Source organism: Nocardia coffeae, from assembly GCF_019890715.1.
Taxonomy (GTDB): Bacteria; Actinomycetota; Actinomycetes; order Mycobacteriales; family Mycobacteriaceae; genus Nocardia; species Nocardia jiangxiensis.
Map to the genome: position 1 here is coordinate 381,521 of NZ_JAINZY010000006.1, position 19,571 is coordinate 401,091.

A 19,571-nucleotide genomic window follows, 5' to 3' on the forward strand; every position below is an offset into this window, starting at 1 on the left:
CGAGCACCACGCGAGCGCAGGCGTATCCGCAGCTGGTGACAACTCTCCCGAACCCCCTCGGCAACGGTGTCGCTGCGACGTTGTCCGCCTTGGACATTCGACCGGATCTGCGCGGCGTTACGGCCGTGGGCGCTGGGCCGTCATCGTTTCACTTTTCGGCCCGTCGGCGTGAGATGCCGCATCGGGTCCGGCCGGCAGGTGAATCCGCGTCCCGCTGCACGGGCGCGACCTGCGTGAATCGCCACGTTCGGGGCCGGTGTGAGAATGTGAAAAGCCTGGTCGGCGGAATCTCGGCCGTCGCATGCGGCGCGTCGAGTTCGCCGAATTCGTCGGGTACGGGAGAATTTCCGTTCGGGACACACCGCGGCTGTGCCGCCCCCGGTGGCGTGGCGACGGTCGTGCCCATCGACGATTTCGACACCGACTACCCGTTCACCACGAACTGATCGCCGAGAGGGTCCGACGATGTCGCACGAGGTGCCTGGCTCTGCGGGGATGGGGGAATGTTGAACTCGTACAAAGATGTGCAGCACTGGTTCCCGGCCCTCGAGCCGCAGGACGCCGTGGCATCGCCGAAGGCCGCCGATCCCGAGATCGAGCAGGCGCTGAGCGAAGGGGGTGCGGGTCAGTACCCGCACTACATCCGGGAGACCGAACCCGAACCGTTCGATGTCCCGTTCGCCGGGGAGACCGGTACGCGCCGCGCCGAATTCGTCGGCGGCTGGTCGGACTGGGTCGCGGGTGACCACGCTCCCGGCCCGGACGACGACTATCCCGTGCGTAACGCCGAGCTGGTGCAGTTCCCGTGGGACGAGGAGACACAGGCCCCGGCCCGCCGTCCCCGTAAATCGCGGGCCGACGATGCCGCGGACGCCGCAGGACCGCGGGAGCGCGGTTCGCGCGGTGGTTCCGCCGAGGAGTCCGCGCGCCAGGACGGGGATCCGCGTGCGCGCCGCTCTCCCGCCCCGCTCGACGAGGACGACTGGCCGGGCAACTCCGCCGACTGGCTCGACGACTGGCCGGATTCGACCGATGACGGGCGCGGGGAGAGTGCGCGCCGGAGCTGGATTCCGCGGCGTCGCATCGGCCGTCGCCGGGGCGGTCCCGGCGCGGCGACCGCACCGCGCAGTCTGCGTCAGCAGACCGGGGCCGGGAGTCTGCGCGTCGCGATCGTCCTGGCGGTTGCGGTGCTGCTGCTGGCCGGCGCCGCGATGTTCGCTGTGTATTTGCTTCATGCTCGTGGCGGTGCTGCGCATTCGGCGCGTCCGGTGATTTCGGAGATTCGGCTCACCGGAGCGACCACCGGCACCGTCCTGACCTGTCCGACCGAGCGCATCGGTGATGTGGTGCGCGGGGCGGAGCCGGGCGGCACCGGTTCCGGGCCCGACGCGATCATGTGGTTCCAGCACGCCTATTACGTCGACCGTTCCGCCGAGCGCGCCCGCGAGGTCGTCGCACCCGACGCGAGTCTGCCTGCGGCGGAAGTGATTCAGCGCGGCATCGACTCGGTCCCCGTGGGGACCCTGTACTGCGTGCGAGTGGCGCCGTCCGGGGATTCCAGGTATTCGGTGGAGGTCACCGAACAACGGCCAGGGGGCGCGCCCGCGACCTACGGCCGGCAGACGGTGACCACCGAGGTCGTCGGCGGCCGCACCCTGATCACGGGAATCACGGCCGGTTAAGAGGAGAGCTGAGACGATGGGACAGGACTGGAGCCAGTGGCTCGACGAGACGCCCGAGACGGGCGACCCGGCGGGTTCGCGCACGCGCGACAGGGCTCCGGTGGTGCGGTTACGCCGGAGCCGGCGCGAGAACGGTGAGGGTGATCTGCTGCCGCGGCCGATTCTGGTGGTCGGCGGTTGTGGCGGAGCGGGTACCACGACGACGGCCCTGGGCCTGGCCGCGGAACTGGGATCGGGCGGTCTGCCGACGGTCGCGGTGGACGCGACGGCATCGGGCAGCGATCTTGCCCTGCGCGGCGCGGACGAACATCTGAGCCCGATCAGCCTGCAGTCCTGGCTGTACGGCCGCGGCGAGGACGAGCCCGCGCCGCTGAAGGAGTGTCTGTCCCAGGCGAGTTCGGGCATCGGGCTGCTGTGGCGCGACTCCGCGCCGCTGCGCCGCCGGGCCACCTACCTGACCGTCGCGCGGGCGATCGCCGACGCCGGTCACACCCCGGTCTACGACGGCGGCAGCCCGATCGGAGCGCGTCATCTGCGGCCGCTGCTCGAGGATGCCGATATCGCACTGGTGCTGGCGATTCCGGCGCGCGCCGACGCGGCCAACCGGCTGCGGGTGACGCTGGAATGGCTGGACGACGAATTCGGCGGTCAGACCGAGGGCCAGGGCGGCGGGATCGTCGGGGACACCACGATCGTGGTGTCCCATCAGCTGCCCGGTGACAGCGCCCCGGTCGCGAAACATCTGCGCGAACATCTCAACGGGTGGGTCCGGGACATCCGCGAGATTCCCTACGACCAGCACCTCGCACGCGGAGAACTGGTGCGACACAACACACTTGCCGCCGAAACGCGCAAGGCTTATCGCACCCTGCTGGCGGGGGTGGCATCATGACCGCGGCCATGAAGGAAAATCGCAACCCATCGGAAAACCCCGAGCCGGCCGACCAGCCGACGGGGGCGGCGGGCGTCGTCGCACCGCCGGAGAATCGTCGCGCGCCCATCTGGGACCGGCCCGTGCCCGGCGCCGGGCGTGCGCCGCTGGTGTGGTTGCTCGGTGTGCACGGCGGTGCCGGCGCCAGTACGCTCGCGCATGTGCTCGCGCCCGCCGCGGACTCGCATCGACGCTGGCCGGGCGTTTTCGAGCGCGAATCCCCCTACGTGGTTCTGCTTGCGCGCGAGACCATTTCGGGACTGACTCGGGCGCACGACCTGCTGCGCCAGCATCATGCGGGCCTGGCCGGGTCGTGCGAGGTGCTCGGGTTGATCACGGTGGCCGCGCGGCCGGGCCGCATCCCGGCGGAGATCCGCCGCTACCGCGATCTGGTGGGCTCGCTGGCCGGACCGGTCTGGCAGGTGCCGTGGTACGAGGAGTGGACTCTGGTCGAACCCGAGCAACTGCCGGTGTGGTCGCCCAACGATCCGCCGCCGCAGCAGCGCAAACGCAAACTCGATCCGCTGCAGGAGGTTCCGCACGACGTGGACCAGCTCGGTGCGGGTATAGTGGCTCTGATTCGTGAAAAGGTAAGCACCGCTTCACATTTCGAGGAAGAGGGCATGCGATGACCGTGCACTCTCGACCGCCGCTGGGCGGGCGGCGACCTGGCGTAACTGACGGTGTACCCCCGGTACACGGCTTTGTTTTCGGTTCACCTATTGAGAAGGACGCTCGATGAGTACCATCCTGCTCGCTGTGCACGAGACGTACAGCGCTGTGCTCGCCCAGGTCGGGAATCCGACCCCGGAGGCCCCGCCCGCCTCGGACAAATTGTTGAAACTGGTCCGCTACTTCACCTGGTTCGTGCTGCTGTCCGGCATCATGGGCATCACCTATGCGGGCGGCCGCTTCGCGTGGGAGAAGTGGACCGGCGGGGGTCTCGAGTCGCCGAAGATGGTGGCCGGCGCCATGATCGGCGGAATCATCGCCACCAGCGCCGGGACCATCATGAACGCCGCCATCGGATCATAGGGGGCGAGGCGCGGAGTGCTTGCCTATAAACAGATGCCGGCCGACGTCCTCGCGCCGCTGATGCAGCTGATCGATTGGCTGCTCTGGGTGGTGCTGTTGTTCTGCCTTGCCTGGCTGATCATCTCGGCCGGCCGCTTCTGGTCTGCGATTCGCGACGACATGGCGATCAACGACGCTTCGCACGGCATCGTGATGAGCCTGGTCGGTGCGATCGTGGCATCGTCCGCAAGTGCGATCGCCCTGGCCTTCCTGCCGACATGAAGGACAAGGATGCGGACTCGGACCGCGGAATCTCCTTCGGCGGCATCGCCTCCGCGGCGGTGCTGGCGCTGATCGTGGTCGTCGGGGTGTTCATGTACGTCAATCACGGCGGTTCGCACAGCGGTGGCGGCGGTGGGACCGCGGCTCCCGGTGCGCCGTCCCCGGCGGCGGGCTCCTCGGATGCGACAGGTTTCGCCGCGCCCGCGGTGGACGTGTTCGGCCGCCGGGTGGATGTACCGAACAACCCTGCCGGACAGGTACTTCCGCAGGATCCGGGCAAGGAACACAAGGCGAGCGATCAGGATTGGCTGACCGCGGCCCCGGCCGGTACCACCGCACAGCACGGCTGGCAGCGGGTGTTCGGCGCCTCGGTGCCGTTCTCCACCAGCGACGGTCCGGCCCGGATCGCCGACGGCCTGGCGTCGGGGTATTCGCACACTCCGCAGGGCGCGGTGCTGGCGGCGGCGCAGATCACCTACCGGCTCAACGCGCGTCCGGCCGATCGGGATCTGTACGTCCATCAGGTCAAGGCCAGCGCCCAGCAGCTCGCCGCCTACGACAAGGCGCGTTCGGCGGGGCGGCTGCCCCAGCAGCAGCCTGAGCAGGTGACCCGATATCTGGTGGCGCCGGACGCGTTTCAGATCGAGAACTATGCCGACGACATGGCCATCGTGCGGCTGGCCGCGCGCGGTCCGACGAACGACGGCAAACAACTGTGGGCGGCGGTCCGCCTGGTCATGGTGTGGGACAACGGGGATTGGCGGCTGAAGCCGACCGACGCCTCGGGGTCGCAGACCGAGTATGTGGACTCGCTGGATGGGTGGACGAAATGGTGAGCGCAGCGGCGAGCAGGGGATGTGATGGGACGTTGACCACAGTGCTTAGGGCCGATAGGGCCGAATTCCATCGCGGCACTTCGACGGATCGAGGGGTGAGCCATTTGATCAGGCGCTTGGTCACGATTCTCGCGGTCGTCTTCACCGTCGTGATCGCCACGCCGACCGTGGCATACGGCCAGACCTACGGATTCGACCAGACCTGCAACCAGATTCACGACGACCTCGACAGTTTGGGACTGCCCGGGGCATCCCTGGGCGATGCCGCTTCCGCGGCCTGTAAGGGCTCCAATGCCCTGACCCATCCCGACGCCGCCGGAAACGCGGTGCGCGACAAGGCCTGGGATTCCACCTTCGGCAAGGTGGTCGACTCGCTGATGAGCGGTCTGGGCCAAGCGCTGATCATGGCGCTCACCTTCTGGATGAAGGTGCCCAACGAGCGACTCAGCAACGGCGGCCAGCTGTTCCAGAAGATCAACGACTACACCTATCAGGCGCAGATCCTGCTGCTGATCGTCTCGATCATCCTGTCCGGGGTCAGACTCGCCGAGGCCAGACGTGGTGCGCTGATATCCGAAGCGGCCGAATCGTTCCGGATGTTCGCGCGGGTGATATTCAGTTCCTGGATGCTCGGCGCGGTGATCGTCGCGGGCACTCAGGCTTCGGATCGCTTCTCCGCGTGGGTGATTCAGGACGCCACCAACGGCCAGGCGAAGAACATCGCCGAGTTGATGGTGAAAACCAGTAAGTTGCAGGCGTTCTCGCCGGGTCTGGTGCTGATCATCGCGATCGTGGGTCTCCTCGGCGCGCTGGCGCAGATCGTGCTGGCCATCGTGCGTCAGGGCATGCTGGTCGTCGCCGCGGGTGTGCTGCCGTTGGCCGCCGCCGCGTCGGGCACGAGTATCGGCAAGCAGTCCTACTCGAAGCTGTTGAGCTGGATCATCGCGTTCATGCTGTGGAAACCGGTGGCCGCGATCGTCTACATGATCGCCTTCTTGGCCGCCGGGAACACCGACGAAAGTACTTCCACCGCAGGACTTCCCGATGCGGATCAGGCACAGCGGATGCTGGTCGCGATCGTGCTGCTGGGCAGTGTCGCCTTCGTTCTGCCGGTGCTGATGCGCCTGGTGGCTCCGGCGGTCGGCATGGTCGGCAACGGCGGTTCGGGTCTGGCGGCCACCGGCGGCGTGGTCCTGGGTGCGATGGCGCTGGGCGCGGTCGGTACCAAGGCGGTCGCCATGCGCGGTACCGCCGGCTCGGGCGCGCCCGGATTCGTCGGCGGGCGCGGTCCGCGTCCGCCCGGCGGCGCCGGTGGTCGCGGCAGCGGCGGTAACCGTCCCGTACCCCCGCCGCGTGGCGGTGGTAGCGGCGCATCGGCGGCCGCGAGTCCGCCGACAGCCAGCGGGTCGGCCACGACGCCGTCCGGACCCGCTCGCGCGATGAACCGAATCGCCAACGCCCGCGCGGCCGCGGCCAGTCTCAACCGCGGTGAGTCGGCGATGGGTGACATCGCCGGCGACGGCTGGGGCAACCGTTCACCCGACCTCGGCAGGAGCACCATTCCACGATGACGACGACCGAATCCTATGAGCGGCGCTCGTACGGGCTCTGGCAGAAGCCGCGCAGCGCAGGTCTTTTCGGCCTGCGCTGGGGCGAGACGGTGCTCGGCTTCGTCGTGGTCATCGGTGCGCTGCTGACAGCGTTGGTGGCCGGTCCGAAACCGGCGTTCTTCGTCGCCGGGATCGGCGTCGTGGTGATGGTTCCACTGGTGTGGCGGTCGGGGGGCCGCTCCGGCTACGAGACGGGATTGATGATGTTCCATTGGCTACGCGGTCGAAACCGGGGCGAGCACGTCTACCGGGGCGGGCGGTTCTCCCGGATCCCCGGCGGGGTCGCCCGGCTACCCGGGCTGATGGCGCCGTCCAAGTTGTACGAGGGAATCGACGCCGGAGGCTACAGCTTCGGCATGATCCACCTGCCGCAGTTCGGCCAGTACACCGTCGTGCTGCGGGCCTGGCCGCAGGGTCACGAGGCGGTGGATCAGCCGGTGATCGATCGCTGGGTCGCGGCCTGGGGCACCTTCCTGGCCTCGCTGGGGCAGACCTCCGACATCATCGCGGTGGTGCCGGTCATCGACACCGTGCCCGAGACCGGTAACCGGCTGCTGACCGAGGTGTCCACGATCACCCATCCGCAGGCGCCGGACCTGGCGCAGCAGGTGATGTACGAACTGGCCACCGAATTGCCCCAGGAGCGTGTGCAATTGCTGCCGCGCGTGGCGATCACGTTCAAGGCGACCACCGCCGAGCGCCGCAAGAATCCCGCGGAGGAGGCGGTGGAGATCGGCCGTCGGCTGCCGGGCATCTGCGCGGCGCTGGCCGAGGCGGGTGTGCGGGCTCAGCCGATGTCCGCGGACGAGGTGATCGCGTTCATCCGGCGCAGCTACGACCCGGCCGCGCAGGCCGATCTCGAGGTCGCGGTCGGTGAACCGGGCGGCCACGGTCTGGACTGGGCCGACGCCGGGCCGGTCTCGCACGAGGAACGCTGGGATCACTTCCTGCACGACGGCGGTCGCTCGGTGACCTGGGAGATGGACACCGCCCCGGAGGGCGCGGTGGACGAGCGGGTGCTGCAGCGGCTGCTCGCACCGAATCCCGAAGTGCCGCGCAAACGCGTGGCGATCGTGTACCGTCCGCACTCGGCGGCCGACGCCGCCGAGATCGTCGACGACGACTACAAGAACGCGCTGGTGGCACAGCAGAGCGAGCGCGGTGTCGTCTCGGCGGCGGCCACCCTGCGGGTGGGCGCGACGCAGCAGGCCCGCGAGGAGCAGGCGCGCGGTCACGGCGTGACCCGCTTCGGGGCGCTGGTGACGATCACCGAGCCCCTGCGTGGCGATCTGCCGCGTATCGAGGCCATTACGCGCGATCTGTCCACGCAGGCGCGCTTGAAGATCCGGCGGTGTTACCGCTATCAGGCGGCGGGCTTCGCGGCCTCGCTCGGGTGCGGGGTGATTCTGCCGGAGCACGCGAGCATTCCGAAAGCATTGGCGGGGTGATCCTTCATGGCAGGTGACGACGGCGACGCGCCGATCCGCTCCCGCGGCGAACCACCGCGGTACCGCGAGCGCGTGGTGGACACGAGCAATCCGGTGCCCGGCGGCGGGCGCGGGTTGCGCCGTGAGGACGACTGGAACATCGAGGCGTACACGCCCGGCCAGCCGCGTAACGCCATGCCTGCCGACTGGGACGATGCCCCTGTTCGTCCCGCCCGCCGGGGCACGCCCGGACTCGGTTCCGGGCGTGAGCGTTCCAGCACGCCCCCGGAACGTCGGCCGCGGCGTACCGAAGAGGATCGGGGCGCTGCGGCTCGGGCCGGACGCGCGGCCGACACCGAAGCGCGCTCGCGTTCCCGGGACGTCGCGCCGCCGCGCGATCGCCGTCCGATGCGCGAGGACACCACCTCCGATCGTCTCGCGATCGAATCCTCCACTGCCCGTGAGCAATCGGTCACCACGCGGGAGCAGTCCACCTCGCGCGCCGGAGCCATTCCCGCGCTCGACGCGCCCGCCGCGAACGGCACGACATCCGCGAACGGCACGTCGGCGTCGAACGAGACCGAATCCGCTGCGGTGCGGACGCCCGTCGCCGATGATTCTGGTTCGGCCGACACGAGCCGCGGCGCGGCGCGGGCGTCGGCCGATTCGAGTACGCGCAACACCACTTCCCGGCCGCCGACGGCCCGGGAACGTGACCAGCAGCAGACAGCCGACCGGTCGGGCGGTGCGGCCCGGGGGACCGAACAGCGCACGAGAGGTCGTGAGGACATGCGATACGGGCAGGGCGGTCGGCGTCAGCGCCCGCCGCAGGAGTTACCCGAGCAAACCGGTCCGCCCGACCCCCGTGCCGCGCGGTCGCATCCGGAACCGGATGCGTTGTCCGGCAACGGCTCCCATCCGGACCCACAGCGCGCGGACGCGGGACATCTGACCCGCAGTCGCGCCCCGATGTCCGAACGCAACCGCCGCCGGGTGACCGATCGCAACGGTGGTGACACCGCCAGCACCACACCCCGCCGCCCGGAGCGGAGCGCGCCGGTGGCCAGGTCGAAGTCCTCGGCCCGAAAGGGTAAGGGCGGCAAGCAGACCAAACAGGGCCCGCCGCTGCTGGACGAGTTGACCCGGGCCCGGCTGGAGATGACCGTGCGCGAGGGCGCCGGTCTGCGCGCGGCTTGGGCGGCCTTCCGCATCCGCACCGACGATCTGCGCCGGATGAACGCCGCGGCCCGCCTGGATACCGCGCAGGAGGACGGATTCGACCGCACCACAGCGCAATTGACCGATCGCGGCTATCTCGGCGCGGGCGGCGGCCGGATGAACGTCATCGGCCGTCCGGTCGAATACCGGGCCACCACAGCGCAGGTCGCGGGCCTGTGGCCGTGGTCGGTCGGTGCGGGCGCGCCGCTGATCGGCACCCCGCTGGGTTCGCATCTGCACACCGGTGCGCCGGTCTGCTTCGACCCGATGAACTGGTTCATGCGCGGCAGTTTCATCACCGCGCCCAGCCTGTTCGTACTGGGGCTCAACGGATTCGGTAAGTCCTCGCTGGTGCGGCGGATCGTGCTGGGTGGTGTCGCGCAGGGCATCACGCCGCTGATCCTGGCCGACGTCAAACCCGACTACCGCAAACTCGTGGAGATGGTCGGCGGGCAGGTCATCGACCTGGGTTACGGCCACGGCAAGGTCAACCCGCTGGCCGGTGGCGTCCTGGGCGCGGTCGTGCCGCTGCTGAACGATCTACCCGCCCTGCAGATCCAGGTGACGCAGGAGCTGCGGGCCCGCCAGGTCACGCTGATCGCGGGTCTGGTCGAACTGGTGCGCGGCGCGCGGGTGCGCGACTACGAGGAGACGCTCATCTCCACCGGGCTGAGCATCCTGTACCGCGAGGGCAGCGGCTTCGCCCCGGAGAATCCGCCGATCATGGAGAACCTGCTCGAGGTCATCGTCGAGGGCGGCGATCAGCTGATGCTGGACGCCGGAGCGGACAGTCCCGAGGAGTACCACGAATCCATCAAGGGCCTGCGCCGCTCGTTGCGCGCGCTGACCCAGGGGCCGTTCGGCGCGGTGTTCAACGGGCAGACCACCACCCCGATCGACACCACCTCGGTCGCGGTCTGCATCGACGTCTCGCACATCCCGACCGGCGACAAGAAGCTCAAGGCCGCGGTCATGTTGGCCTGCTGGGCAGACGGATTCGCCTCCGTCGAGGCCGCCCACGTGCTCGCCGACGCCGAAATGGGCGCGCAGCGCTACTTCCAGGTGGTCATGGACGAGCTGTGGCAGGTGCTGGGCCTGGGCGACTTCATGGTCGATCGCGTCGACGAGCTGACCCGTCTGCAGCGTGGTCTGGCCACTTCGCTGATCATGATCAGCCACACCATCAAGGATCTGCAGTCGCTCGGTTCGGAGGCCGCGATCGCGAAGGCGATCGGTTTCCTCGAGCGCGCCCGCGCGAAGATCTTCGGCGCATTGCCGCCGGAGGAGATCAAACGTCTGGATTCCACGATTCCGTTCACCGCCGCCGAGGAGGAGATGGTGACCGGATGGTCTGCGCCGCAGGCGTTGACCGGTGAGGCGCTCAAGCCCGGACAGGCCCGCCCGCCCGCACCCGGTACCGGTAAATTCCTGCTGAAGATCGGCGAGGATCGCCGTCCCGGCATACCGTTCCACATGGAATTCACGATTTCGGAGAAGGAAAGCGGAATCCACGAAACCAACCAGCGTTTCAGCGAATTCACCGAATCCACCGCGCGCCGCGGTGAGGACGCCGCGCCGAGCGGCGACGAGGGGAGTGCTGCGTGAGAGCGAACCGGGCGGTGGCGCAGGCGCCTTCGCGGATTCGGCGGTCAGGGAGGGTGGCGCGATGATGCCACACAGGTCCTATCGCAGGGTGTCACCACAGGTGCGGCAGGCCGCGGTGGAGCAGGTGATCGCCCTGACAGGCAAGTTGCGCAGCGAATCCGAGGCGTGCCGGGTGGTCGCCGAGCAGATCGGTGTGCACGCCAACTCGGTCCGCAACTGGGTGCGCGCCGCGGAGGGACCGGGACTGGATCGGATGGACGCGGGCGCGCTGCGGCGCAAGGTCGCACTGCTGCAACAACAGCTGGCCGCCGCTGCCGAGATGAACCGCACCCTGGTGGAAACCCTCAACGACACTCAGCGCAGCACATGATCGGTGCCCAGCGACGAATGGGCGTGCCGCGGTGAACGCGAAATCTCTGCTGTGGGTGGGATTCGGCAGTGTGATCGGGCTGATCGCACTGGTCGTGGTGATCGTGCTGCCCTCCTCGGAGGACGAGTGCGCCGATCAGCCGACCGTATCGGTCACCGCGCCGGTTCCCGGCCCTGCGGTGCAGGCGCAGACCTCGCCCACCTCGGGTGCGGCGAAACCTACGACGTCGAGGCCGAATGCGCCTGCGGCCGCATCGAATTCGACGGTGCCGGATGTGCCCGCGGCGGCGGTGCAGCCGAGTTCGGGCGCCGATCGGGCGGGCGGGAGCCTGGCCCCGATCCGGCGGACGTGGCCGTTGGCCGCGGGATCGTTCCAGGTCTCCGATACGTTCGGTTCGCGCGGCGGTACGCATCTCGGCGTCGACCTGGCCGCGCCGGACGGTACGGCCATCTATTCGGTGGCCGACGGCACGGTCGTCGCGGCCGGTCCGGCCTCCGGATTCGGCAACTGGATCGTGATCGACTCCACGGACGTCAACGGACGTCCGTTCTCGGCGGTGTACGGGCACGAATGGGCCAGCGGCGTCGGAGTGCGGGTGGGGCAGACCGTGCGTGCCGGGCAGCCGATCGGCCGGGTGGGCTCGGACGGGCAGGCCACCGGGCCGCACCTGCATTTCGAGATCGTTCCCGGCGGCCGCCTCAACGGCGGACATCAGATCGACCCGCTGCCCTGGTTGGACGGCGCACCGACCCCGCAGGCCAGTGGCGCGGTGCCGAATTCGGTGAACCCGTTGTGCAGCCGCGGATTCGGGACCGCCGGTGGCGCACTCGCCGACGGCAAGGTGCCCGCCGATCTCGAAATCTGGTATCGCCGTGCGGGTTCCCTCTGCCCGGAGATCAGCTCGTCGATCCTGGCCGCCCAGGGCAAACAGGAGTCCGGATTCCGGCGCGGGCTGACCTCCCCGGCCGGCGCCGAGGGATTGGCGCAGTTCCTGCCCGGCACAGCGCGATCCACCGATCCGGACGACGGCAAACCGTACCTGCTCGACGCCGACGGCAACGGCACCGCGAGCCTGTGGGACGACGGCGACGCGATCATCGCGCAGGGCCGCTACATGTGTTCGCTGGCGCATCGGATCGAGGGTTGGATCGGGCAGGGCAAGGTGCACGGCGATGTCGCGCCGCTCGCGCTCGCGGCGTACAACGCCGGTGAGGGGGCGGTGCTGGCCTCGGGCGGGATGCCCGATCAGGTGCCCGCGCACTTCTCCGAGACCCAGCCGTACGTGAAGAACATCCTGACGATGGAGGCGCAGTTCCGCGCCCCGGGCTCGATGGGCCGCTTCCAGCCGGACGGCGGATCCGGTGGCGATCAGATCGTGCGGGCCGGTGAGCAGTGGATGGGCACGCCGTACGTGTGGGGTGGCGGTGGCCCGTCGGGGCCGACCGGTGGCGGTCTGGACGGACCGGGCCTGACTTCGGCGTCGGTGTTCGCGGCCTCCTCGGGCCGGGTTATCCTGCCGCGCACCGCCGAACAGCAGTGGGAGAGGGGCTCGGAGGTGTCGCTGAGTGCGGCGCGTCCGGGTGATCTGGTGTTCTTCGATTTCGGGCGGCGCGGACCCGCGGACGTCGGTATCTATCTCGGCGGCGGCAGCATGCTGCGCTCGGCCGATCCGTCCGGCGTCGGCAAGGCCCCGGTCCCCGGTGACGGGCGGTTACGGAGGGTGATGTGAGCCGGACAGCAGAGCACGACCGCGCACACGCGGGACACGCCGAGATCACCGAATTGCCGGGAGCTGTCAACAGTCCCGTGCGCCCGATAGCCTGGAGTACAGGCATGGTCGGCCCCCGCCCGCCGGGCGGGCGTGCCTCGGTGACTGGGCGATACGCGATAGTGGTGGTGATGCTGGTGGTGGGCGTCGCAATGCTGGCCGCCGCATGCGGCGGCAGCACCGGAACCGATTCCACACAACCGCCCACGACCACGGTCCGGCAGCTGGAGGCGGTGCCGCCGCCGGATCCGAGCACACCCGACGGTGTGGCGGTGGCGGCCCTGAAGGAGATCTACACCTGGTACCCGGCAACCGAGTCCGAGGCGAGTTCGCTGTCGCGGGCGCGCCAGTACCTCGGTCCCACCCTGTTGCGGACGCTGGACTCGCCGCCGAGTGTCGCCGAGACGCCGAAACCCTCACTGCAGTGGGCGGATTGGGCCGCGGCCGGGGCGAAGATCGAGGCGTTCGCGTTCGCGTCGGGGGAGAAGGCGCCGTCCACCGGCGATCCGGATCATCAGCAGTACAAGATCGGAATCGAGCAGACCGTCGTCTACCCGGACGGGCGGCGCGAATCGCTGCCGTCGACGACGGTCATCGCCACTGTCGTGCAGACCGGCGGGGTCTGGCGACTCGACGGATTCCGTTGAGCGGCACCAACATATACGGTCACCCAGGAGGCTGAGATGGCGAAGAAGGTGAAGGATCCGGCCGACCCGGGTCCCGACCACACCCTGATTCTGATCTACTTCGGATTCGCGGTCGTCGGAACCCTGTGGGTGGCAGTGCAACTGGGCAATTGGCTGTCCTCGACCAAGCAGAACATCCCGGTCAATCCGATCGCGATCGTGGCCGGGCTGGCGCGCGGGAAACTGAGCTGGCCGTTCCCGGCGACGGTGATCGTGATCCTGGTCATCGTGCTCGTGATCGCGTATGTCGTGATCCGCAAGGAGATGCGCAAGCGCGCCGGCAAGGGCAAACTCCCGGTCGACGACAAGGCCCAGCACATGGGCATGGGCGGCGCGATCGCCGCACTGACCGAAGAGGGCGTGCGGGCCAAGGCCGCGCAGCTCGGCGTTGGGTCGGGGCACGGCTCGGGCGGATTCGGTTCGGACCTGTCGCGCAATCAGGGCCTGGGCTACAAGGATTCACCGGGCGTTCCGATCGGGATCTCGGTCGCCGAGGGTGTGCCGCTGTACGGCTCGTACGAGGATCTGCACCTGGACATCTGGGGCCCGCGGCAGGGCAAGTCGACCTCCCGGGTGATCCCGGCGATCCTGTCCGCGATCGGCCCGGTGCTGGTCACCTCGAACAAGCGTGACGTGGTCGACGCGACTCGCGGTGTGCGCGAACGCCAGGGCGATCCGCGGCACGTCTACGTCTTCGATCCGCAGGGCGTGGCCCTGGACGTGGAGCAGCCGATCAACTGGTACTGGGATCCGCTGCGGTGGGTCGATGCGCGTCGGCGCGGCTGTGAGATGCGCGCCGCGCAGCTCGCCGGACACTTCGCCGACGCGGACTCCGGTCTGGATGCCAAGGGGGACAAGTACTTCGACTCCGAGGCCGAGGATCTGCTGGCGAATCTTTTCCTGGCCGCCGCAGTGGCGCAACGTCCGATCGTGCAGGTGTGGGAGTGGGTGACCAACCCGAACAACCCCGAGCCCATCGAGATGTTGCGTCAGGCCACGCCGTACTGGGAGAACGTCGCGGATCTGAGCCTGTCCGCATCGAGCCTGTCCGCCCAGTACAACACCGACCCGCGGACCAAGAGCGGCATCTTCGGCACGGCCAAGAAGATGATCGGCTGCCTGAAGATGTCCAACGTGCACCAGTGGATCACCCCGGGCGGCGATCGCCGGGAGTTCGACGAGCTGGAATTCCTGGAGCGCAACGGAACCCTGTACTGCCTCTCGCTGGAGGGACGCGGTTCGGCCGCCCCGCTGGTCAGCGCGTTGACCGCGGCGGTGATCGATGTGGCGATGCGCGAGGCGGCCCGTTCACCGCACGGCCGGCTGCGGGTGCCGCTGCTGGCGGTGCTGGACGAGGCGGCCAACGTCGTGCGCTGGAAGGATCTGCCCAAGCAGTACAGCCACTTCGGCTCCCGCGGCATCGTGGTGATGACGGTGTTGCAGTCGTGGGCGCAGGGTGCGCGGTGCTGGGGTGAGGACGGTATGGAAGCGCTGTGGTCCGCCGCCAACATCAAGGTCCTGGGCAGCGGCATCGACGATACGAAGTTCCTGTCCGAACGTTCCGAGGCGATCGGCGATTACGACTCCATCTCCCAGTCGATGTCCGAATCCAAGGGCGGCAAGAGCTATTCGCGTTCGCTGGGTTCCTCGCGGACGTTGAATGTGAACGCCCTGGTGACGTTGCCGCGTGGTCGAGCCGTCGTGTTCACCTCCGGTGCGCCCGCGGTGCTGGTGCGGACCGTTCCGTGGTGGGAGGGCGAATATGCCGACGCGGTACGGGATTCCATCGCACGATACGAGCCCGGCGCGCGCACGACGCAGATCAGCGATCTGGTCGAGGAGCGCGGTCTGGTCCGCGAGGCGCCGACCGAGCAGTACGGACAGCCCGAGGAGGTGCAGCCGCTGTGAGTATGCGCACTGAGCGAGCCTTCGGTGTGATCGCTTCGGCCGCAACGGAATCGAAGGCCGAGGTGGGGTCGTGACCGAACCGCAGGAGTACCCCACGCACTATCCGAACGTCGCGGCGTTCGTGGATCAGTATCTGCGCTACGTGTACCAGCGGCAGGTCACCGATACCACCGATGCCGTGTGGTGCCCGGAGTGGTGGAAACACACCGAGGCGACCATCCGGCTGGAGGCGCTGTGGCGGGCGTGGGAGAACCTGCGGCAGGATCCCAGCAGGGGCTTGAGCATCTGGTTCCTCGACCACGCCGATAAGCACATGGCGAAACTGCTGGACCCCAACGGGCCGTTCAAGTACTGCAGTGCCAGGCACGGCCACCGCCAGCTGCTGGCTCCACTGCCGTTGCGTACGCCGCCGGCCGGGATGTTCAACGAGGTGAGTGACGACGTCACCTACAAGTCGGTGGTGCAGTTCGTCGAGAACTACCTGAGCATGACGTTTCAGCGGCAGGTCACCGACACGACCGATACGGTCTGGTGCCCGGAGTGGTGGAAGCACCACGAGGCCGTGGCGCGGCTGGATTCGCTGTGGCGCGTGTGGGAGCACTTCCGGCAACAGGGTGCGACCGGCCTGAGCGAGTGGTTCGTGGAGCATGCCGACCCGCAGATGAAACAGTTGTTCGATCCGCGTGGCACTTTCCGCTACTGCAGTGCCCGACACGGCCACAAGGATCTGCTGAGCCCGCTACCGGCTTCGGAGCCGCAGGTGGGGATGTTCAGCAATCCGGAGGATGCCGAAGAATATCAGGTCTGAACCGGAACCGGCTGCGCCACAACGGGTTCCGGTGAACCTGTTGCTGCCGTCGAAAACACCGCACCGCCCGGGGGATCGGACATCGATCCCCCGGGCGGTGCGGTGAACGAGCGAAATCAGCCGCGGGTGCGCTCCAGTCCGCGACCTTCCAATTCCCGAGCCTGACCGATGCGCCTGCTGGTATCGGGCCTGGTGCGGACCGCCTCGGATGCGGGCTGTGCCTGACCGACCTCCATCAGCATGCGTACCGCGGCGAGTTCGGGCGCGACGCCGATGCGGTTGAGATGCTGAGCCAGCGCCGTACGACGCTCGGCCGAGTCGTATCGGATCGAGGGTTTCGCGGGCGTGGTCTGCCCGCCCGCGGGCGGCGTGCTGCTCGGCCGATCGGAGATACGGTCCCGCTCCAGGGAGACACCCTTCTCGAGCGGCGCCTTCTCGAACATTCGGGAGAGTTCGAGGTTGCGCGGATCCTTGGCTTTCGCCTCGCGCGCGTCCCGGAGTTGAAGTTCGCGAGCGTCCTTGATGCGCGATTCGGTGACCTTGACGCGGGCCTCGGCTTCCTTCTGCCCGCGCTCCCGGGTGCGCAGCGCGACCAACGTCGCGAGCTGCAACATTTGCTTCATTATCGACGCTGTTTCGGCGCCGATGTCGTCCATTTCCGGCATGGCCTGCTCCCCGATGCTGCAGTGAGGATCACTATGGATGATTGTGGTGCATCGTCATGGACGCGATCACCGGAACGGTGGTTCGAGTGATACGTCCCGCCTGCATTGTGAACACCGGGAGCACTGGGTGAGCGGTACTGCCCGGTCGGGCGTCGACAACACTACGTCGCACTCCGTTATACGAGATTACCAATAAATATGCAGGGTTGCCTTACCAGGCGTGCACTGCCCCAGCATATATCGCACATTTCCGACGCGCGCGCAGAACCTTCGTATGTCTTCCGGTCGATCGGGGGTGCGCGCCGTAGCTTCTCCACGTGCGCGCGTGCACCCCGAGACGGGGTGGCCGCCGGATTCGACTCGGCGGCCACCGATTTCAGCTCACGGTGACCGAGTTGAAGGTGATCGGCAGGTTCGGCTTGCCGCCGCCGGCCGAGGAGTCCATCGAGTGGTCGTCACCGGCCTTGGCGACCTTGTCCAGCGTCGCGAGTCCGGCCTGGTCGATCGTGCCGAAGATGGTGTACTGCGGGGGCAGCGGCGAGTCGCCGAACATCAGGAAGAACTGGCTTCCGTTGGTGCCCTGGCCTGTTGTGCGGTCCGGGCCCGCGTTGGCCATCGCGATCACGCCACGCTTGTACAACACCGGATTCTGCGCGGCCTCGGTATCGCCCTTGGCGATCTGATCGGTCGGGTACTCGTTGTCGAACATGTATCCCGGGCCGCCCTGGCCGTTGCCCATCGGATCGCCGCACTGCAGCATCTGCAGACCTTGGGTGCTGAGGCGGTGGCACGAAGTCTTGTCGTAGAAGTGCTGAGCGATCAGGCTCTCGAAACTGTTGGCCGTGCAAGGAGATTCGGCCGGGTTCAGGGTGATTCCGATCGGGCCCTGGGTGGAATCGATGCTGACCTTCGGGCTGCCGGAGGTGGACACCTGGGTCTTGTCCGGCTTGTGTACCGGCTTGGCCGCCTGCCCGCCGTCGCGATACGCGCAGTTCACGGTCGCGGCCTTCGGCTTGGCCGCCGGGGGCGGGGCGGCCTTGGGCGTATTGGACAGCGAGGCGTCGGCGCTGGTGGTGGTCGACGAGTCGGCCGATTTCGTGTTGTTGTCGTCACCGCGCGTGAGGAAGTAGATGCCGACACCGGCCGCTACCACGACGACCACGCCGAGCGCGGACCCGGCGATGGTGAGCTGCTTGCGCCGCCGGGCCCGTTCGGCCCGCCGGGCGAGTTGTCGCTCCAGCTTGCGTTTCGCCGCGGCTCGTCGCTGTTCGTTGCTCGGCACTCCCAGTTCCTCCCGTGTAGGTCTGCGTCTCGGCCAAGAGTCTGCCATCAGTTCCTGAGGCCAGTATCAGGACGGGACCAACCGCGGCGGCCGGTGGCGGTCGGGAACCGGTTGGACTTGCGGATATGTGGTAGGGGAGACTGGGGGATCGTGACCAAGACCAGCAGCTTCAACGCCCCGAAGGGGATCCCGGATTACGTCCCGCCCGGCTCGGCCGAGTTCGTCGCGGTGCGCGACACTCTCGTGCACGCCGCGCGACTGGCCGGATACGGGCATGTCGAGCTGCCGATCTTCGAGGACACCGGCCTGTTCGCCCGCGGCGTCGGCGAGTCGACCGACGTGGTCAGCAAGGAGATGTACACCTTCGCTGATCGCGGCGACCGGAGCGTCACGCTGCGCCCGGAAGGCACCGCCGGAGTGATGCGCGCGGTGATCGAACACGGCCTGGACCGGGGGCAGCTTCCGGTCAAACTCTGTTACGCGGGTCCGTTCTTCCGCTACGAACGGCCGCAGGCCGGACGGTACCGGCAGTTGCAGCAGGTCGGCGTCGAGGCCATCGGCGTGGACGATCCGGCGCTGGACGCCGAGGTGATCGCGATCGCCGACGCCGGATTCCGCGCACTGGGCTTGGACGGCTTCCGGCTCGAGATCACCTCGCTGGGTGACGACTCCTGCCGCCCGCAGTATCGGGAACTGTTGCAGGAGTTCTTGTTCAAGCTTCCGCTGGACGAGGAGACCCGGCGGCGCGCGGAGCTCAATCCGCTGCGGGTGCTGGACGACAAGCGTCCCGAGGTGCGGGAGATGACCGCCGCGGCGCCGCTGATGCTCGATCACCTGTCGGAGTCGGCGAAGGTCCACTTCGACCAGGTGCTGGGATATCTGGACGCGATCGGGGTCGCCTACACGATCAACCCTCGCATGGTGCGCGGGCTGGACTACTACACCAAGACCACCTTCGAATTCGTGCACGACGGACTCGGCGCGCAGTCGGGCATCGGCGGCGGCGGCCGGTACGACGGGCTGATGGCGGAACTGGGCGGGCAGCCGCTCTCTGGCATCGGATTCGGCCTCGGCGTGGACCGGACCGTGCTGGCCCTGCAGGCCGAGGGCAGGACCGCGGCCGACCCGGGGCGGGTGGACGTGTTCGGTGTACCGCTCGGCGATGCGGCCACCCAGCGGATGGTGGTCCTGGCGGCGCGCTTGCGGGCCGCGGGCGTGCGGGTCGATCTGGCCTACGGCGGGCGCGGGGTCAAGGGCGCGATGAAGGCCGCCGACCGGTCCGGCGCGAAATATGCTCTGGTACTGGGGGATCGGGATATCGCCGAGAACGAGATCGGGTTGAAGGATCTGGCCACCGGTGATCAGCGGCAGATCGCGCTCGACGACGCGGTCAGCGTGGTCTCGGAGGCTCTCGCGCACGATCGGTAGTACGGTCACGGGGCCGGGATCACCCGGGCTCTGGCCCGAACCCGCCGGAGT

Annotated in this window: 18 protein-coding genes; 16 read left to right on the top strand and 2 right to left on the bottom strand. The window is 68.5% G+C overall.

Translation table 11 applies throughout. From position 1 onward, the window contains the following. Nucleotides 1–266 precede the first annotated feature (266 nt). The 15 genes from K7711_RS23845 to K7711_RS48990 all read left to right on the top strand — a co-directional run bounded on the left by K7711_RS23845 (nt 267) and on the right by K7711_RS48990 (nt 16,145). Entirely contained in the window at nt 267–446 is a 180-nt protein-coding gene (locus tag K7711_RS23845) for a hypothetical protein (protein ID WP_222971650.1), read from the top strand. Between the two features lie 57 nt (nt 447–503). Beyond that, nucleotides 504–1,682, top strand: coding sequence for a DUF8176 domain-containing protein (locus K7711_RS23850; RefSeq protein WP_222971651.1), 1,179 nt, complete (start codon nt 504–506; stop codon nt 1,680–1,682). A gap of 16 nt (nt 1,683–1,698) precedes the next feature. After that, on the top strand, nt 1,699–2,574 hold the full coding sequence (locus tag K7711_RS23855; protein WP_222971652.1) for a MinD/ParA family ATP-binding protein: 876 nt from the start codon (nt 1,699–1,701) through the stop codon (nt 2,572–2,574). Next, complete coding sequence (locus tag K7711_RS23860) at nt 2,571–3,245, top strand: hypothetical protein (RefSeq protein ID WP_235747637.1); 675 nt, start codon at nt 2,571–2,573, stop codon at nt 3,243–3,245. The genes K7711_RS23855 and K7711_RS23860 overlap by 4 nt, the downstream gene beginning before the upstream one ends. A 106-nt stretch (nt 3,246–3,351) precedes the next feature. Continuing rightward, the gene (locus K7711_RS23865) at nt 3,352–3,648 is read left to right on the top strand and encodes a hypothetical protein (RefSeq protein ID WP_040825046.1); all 297 of its coding nucleotides are present in this window, start codon (nt 3,352–3,354) and stop codon (nt 3,646–3,648) included. 33 nt (nt 3,649–3,681) lie between these two features. Continuing rightward, nucleotides 3,682–3,909: a hypothetical protein gene (locus K7711_RS23870; RefSeq protein ID WP_040825180.1), complete on the top strand. Its 228-nt coding sequence runs from the start codon at nt 3,682–3,684 to the stop codon at nt 3,907–3,909. After that, nucleotides 3,906–4,745 carry a DUF8175 domain-containg protein gene (locus K7711_RS23875; RefSeq protein WP_222971653.1) on the top strand — a complete coding sequence of 280 codons (840 nt, stop codon included), beginning with the start codon at nt 3,906–3,908 and terminating at the stop codon, nt 4,743–4,745. The genes K7711_RS23870 and K7711_RS23875 overlap by 4 nt, the downstream gene beginning before the upstream one ends. Nucleotides 4,746–4,840: 95 nt before the next feature. Further along, entirely contained in the window at nt 4,841–6,316 is a 1,476-nt protein-coding gene (locus K7711_RS23880; protein ID WP_308014908.1) for a hypothetical protein, read from the top strand. Next, nucleotides 6,313–7,803: an SCO6880 family protein gene (locus K7711_RS23885; RefSeq protein ID WP_040825044.1), complete on the top strand. Its 1,491-nt coding sequence runs from the start codon at nt 6,313–6,315 to the stop codon at nt 7,801–7,803. The genes K7711_RS23880 and K7711_RS23885 overlap by 4 nt, the downstream gene beginning before the upstream one ends. 6 nt (nt 7,804–7,809) lie before the next feature. Then, nucleotides 7,810–10,605: a hypothetical protein gene (locus tag K7711_RS47770; RefSeq protein ID WP_235747638.1), complete on the top strand. Its 2,796-nt coding sequence runs from the start codon at nt 7,810–7,812 to the stop codon at nt 10,603–10,605. Between the two features lie 61 nt (nt 10,606–10,666). Then, nucleotides 10,667–10,975 carry a transposase gene (locus K7711_RS23895; protein WP_040825177.1) on the top strand — a complete coding sequence of 103 codons (309 nt, stop codon included), beginning with the start codon at nt 10,667–10,669 and terminating at the stop codon, nt 10,973–10,975. A 31-nt stretch (nt 10,976–11,006) separates the two neighbouring features. Then, entirely contained in the window at nt 11,007–12,704 is a 1,698-nt protein-coding gene (locus K7711_RS23900) for a peptidoglycan DD-metalloendopeptidase family protein (RefSeq protein ID WP_222971654.1), read from the top strand. After that, nucleotides 12,701–13,390, top strand: coding sequence for a hypothetical protein (locus tag K7711_RS23905; protein WP_308014909.1), 690 nt, complete (start codon nt 12,701–12,703; stop codon nt 13,388–13,390). The genes K7711_RS23900 and K7711_RS23905 overlap by 4 nt, the downstream gene beginning before the upstream one ends. 36 nt (nt 13,391–13,426) lie before the next feature. Beyond that, on the top strand, nt 13,427–15,337 hold the full coding sequence (locus K7711_RS23910) for a type IV secretory system conjugative DNA transfer family protein (protein WP_222971655.1): 1,911 nt from the start codon (nt 13,427–13,429) through the stop codon (nt 15,335–15,337). Nucleotides 15,338–15,407: 70 nt separating this feature from the next. Beyond that, on the top strand, nt 15,408–16,145 hold the full coding sequence (locus K7711_RS48990; RefSeq protein ID WP_222971656.1) for a DUF4913 domain-containing protein: 738 nt from the start codon (nt 15,408–15,410) through the stop codon (nt 16,143–16,145). Between the two features lie 116 nt (nt 16,146–16,261). Here the strand turns inward: K7711_RS48990 and K7711_RS23920 are convergent, their stop codons facing one another. Both K7711_RS23920 and K7711_RS23925 read right to left on the bottom strand, forming a co-directional pair. Then, a complete protein-coding gene (locus tag K7711_RS23920) occupies nt 16,262–16,810 on the bottom strand; it encodes a hypothetical protein (RefSeq protein WP_222971657.1) in 549 nt (182 codons plus the stop codon). A 376-nt stretch (nt 16,811–17,186) separates the two neighbouring features. After that, entirely contained in the window at nt 17,187–18,092 is a 906-nt protein-coding gene (locus K7711_RS23925) for a peptidylprolyl isomerase (protein ID WP_308014910.1), read from the bottom strand. A gap of 150 nt (nt 18,093–18,242) precedes the next feature. Between K7711_RS23925 and hisS the strand changes: the two genes are divergently transcribed. Beyond that, on the top strand, nt 18,243–19,520 hold the full coding sequence (hisS, locus tag K7711_RS23930; protein ID WP_222971659.1) for a histidine--tRNA ligase: 1,278 nt from the start codon (nt 18,243–18,245) through the stop codon (nt 19,518–19,520). Nucleotides 19,521–19,571: the final 51 nt, after the last annotated feature.

Coding starts and splice junctions, on each gene's coding strand:
- K7711_RS23855 (WP_222971652.1), top strand. CDS start 1,699: ATGGGACAGGACTGGAGCCAGTGGCTCGACGAGACGCCCGAGACGGGC.
- K7711_RS47770 (WP_235747638.1), top strand. CDS start 7,810: ATGGCAGGTGACGACGGCGACGCGCCGATCCGCTCCCGCGGCGAACCA.
- K7711_RS23875 (WP_222971653.1), top strand. CDS start 3,906: ATGAAGGACAAGGATGCGGACTCGGACCGCGGAATCTCCTTCGGCGGC.
- K7711_RS23920 (WP_222971657.1), bottom strand. CDS start 16,810: ATGCCGGAAATGGACGACATCGGCGCCGAAACAGCGTCGATAATGAAG.
- K7711_RS23885 (WP_040825044.1), top strand. CDS start 6,313: ATGACGACGACCGAATCCTATGAGCGGCGCTCGTACGGGCTCTGGCAG.
- K7711_RS23895 (WP_040825177.1), top strand. CDS start 10,667: ATGATGCCACACAGGTCCTATCGCAGGGTGTCACCACAGGTGCGGCAG.
- K7711_RS23850 (WP_222971651.1), top strand. CDS start 504: ATGTTGAACTCGTACAAAGATGTGCAGCACTGGTTCCCGGCCCTCGAG.
- K7711_RS23870 (WP_040825180.1), top strand. CDS start 3,682: ATGCCGGCCGACGTCCTCGCGCCGCTGATGCAGCTGATCGATTGGCTG.
- K7711_RS23860 (WP_235747637.1), top strand. CDS start 2,571: ATGACCGCGGCCATGAAGGAAAATCGCAACCCATCGGAAAACCCCGAG.
- K7711_RS23865 (WP_040825046.1), top strand. CDS start 3,352: ATGAGTACCATCCTGCTCGCTGTGCACGAGACGTACAGCGCTGTGCTC.
- K7711_RS23910 (WP_222971655.1), top strand. CDS start 13,427: ATGGCGAAGAAGGTGAAGGATCCGGCCGACCCGGGTCCCGACCACACC.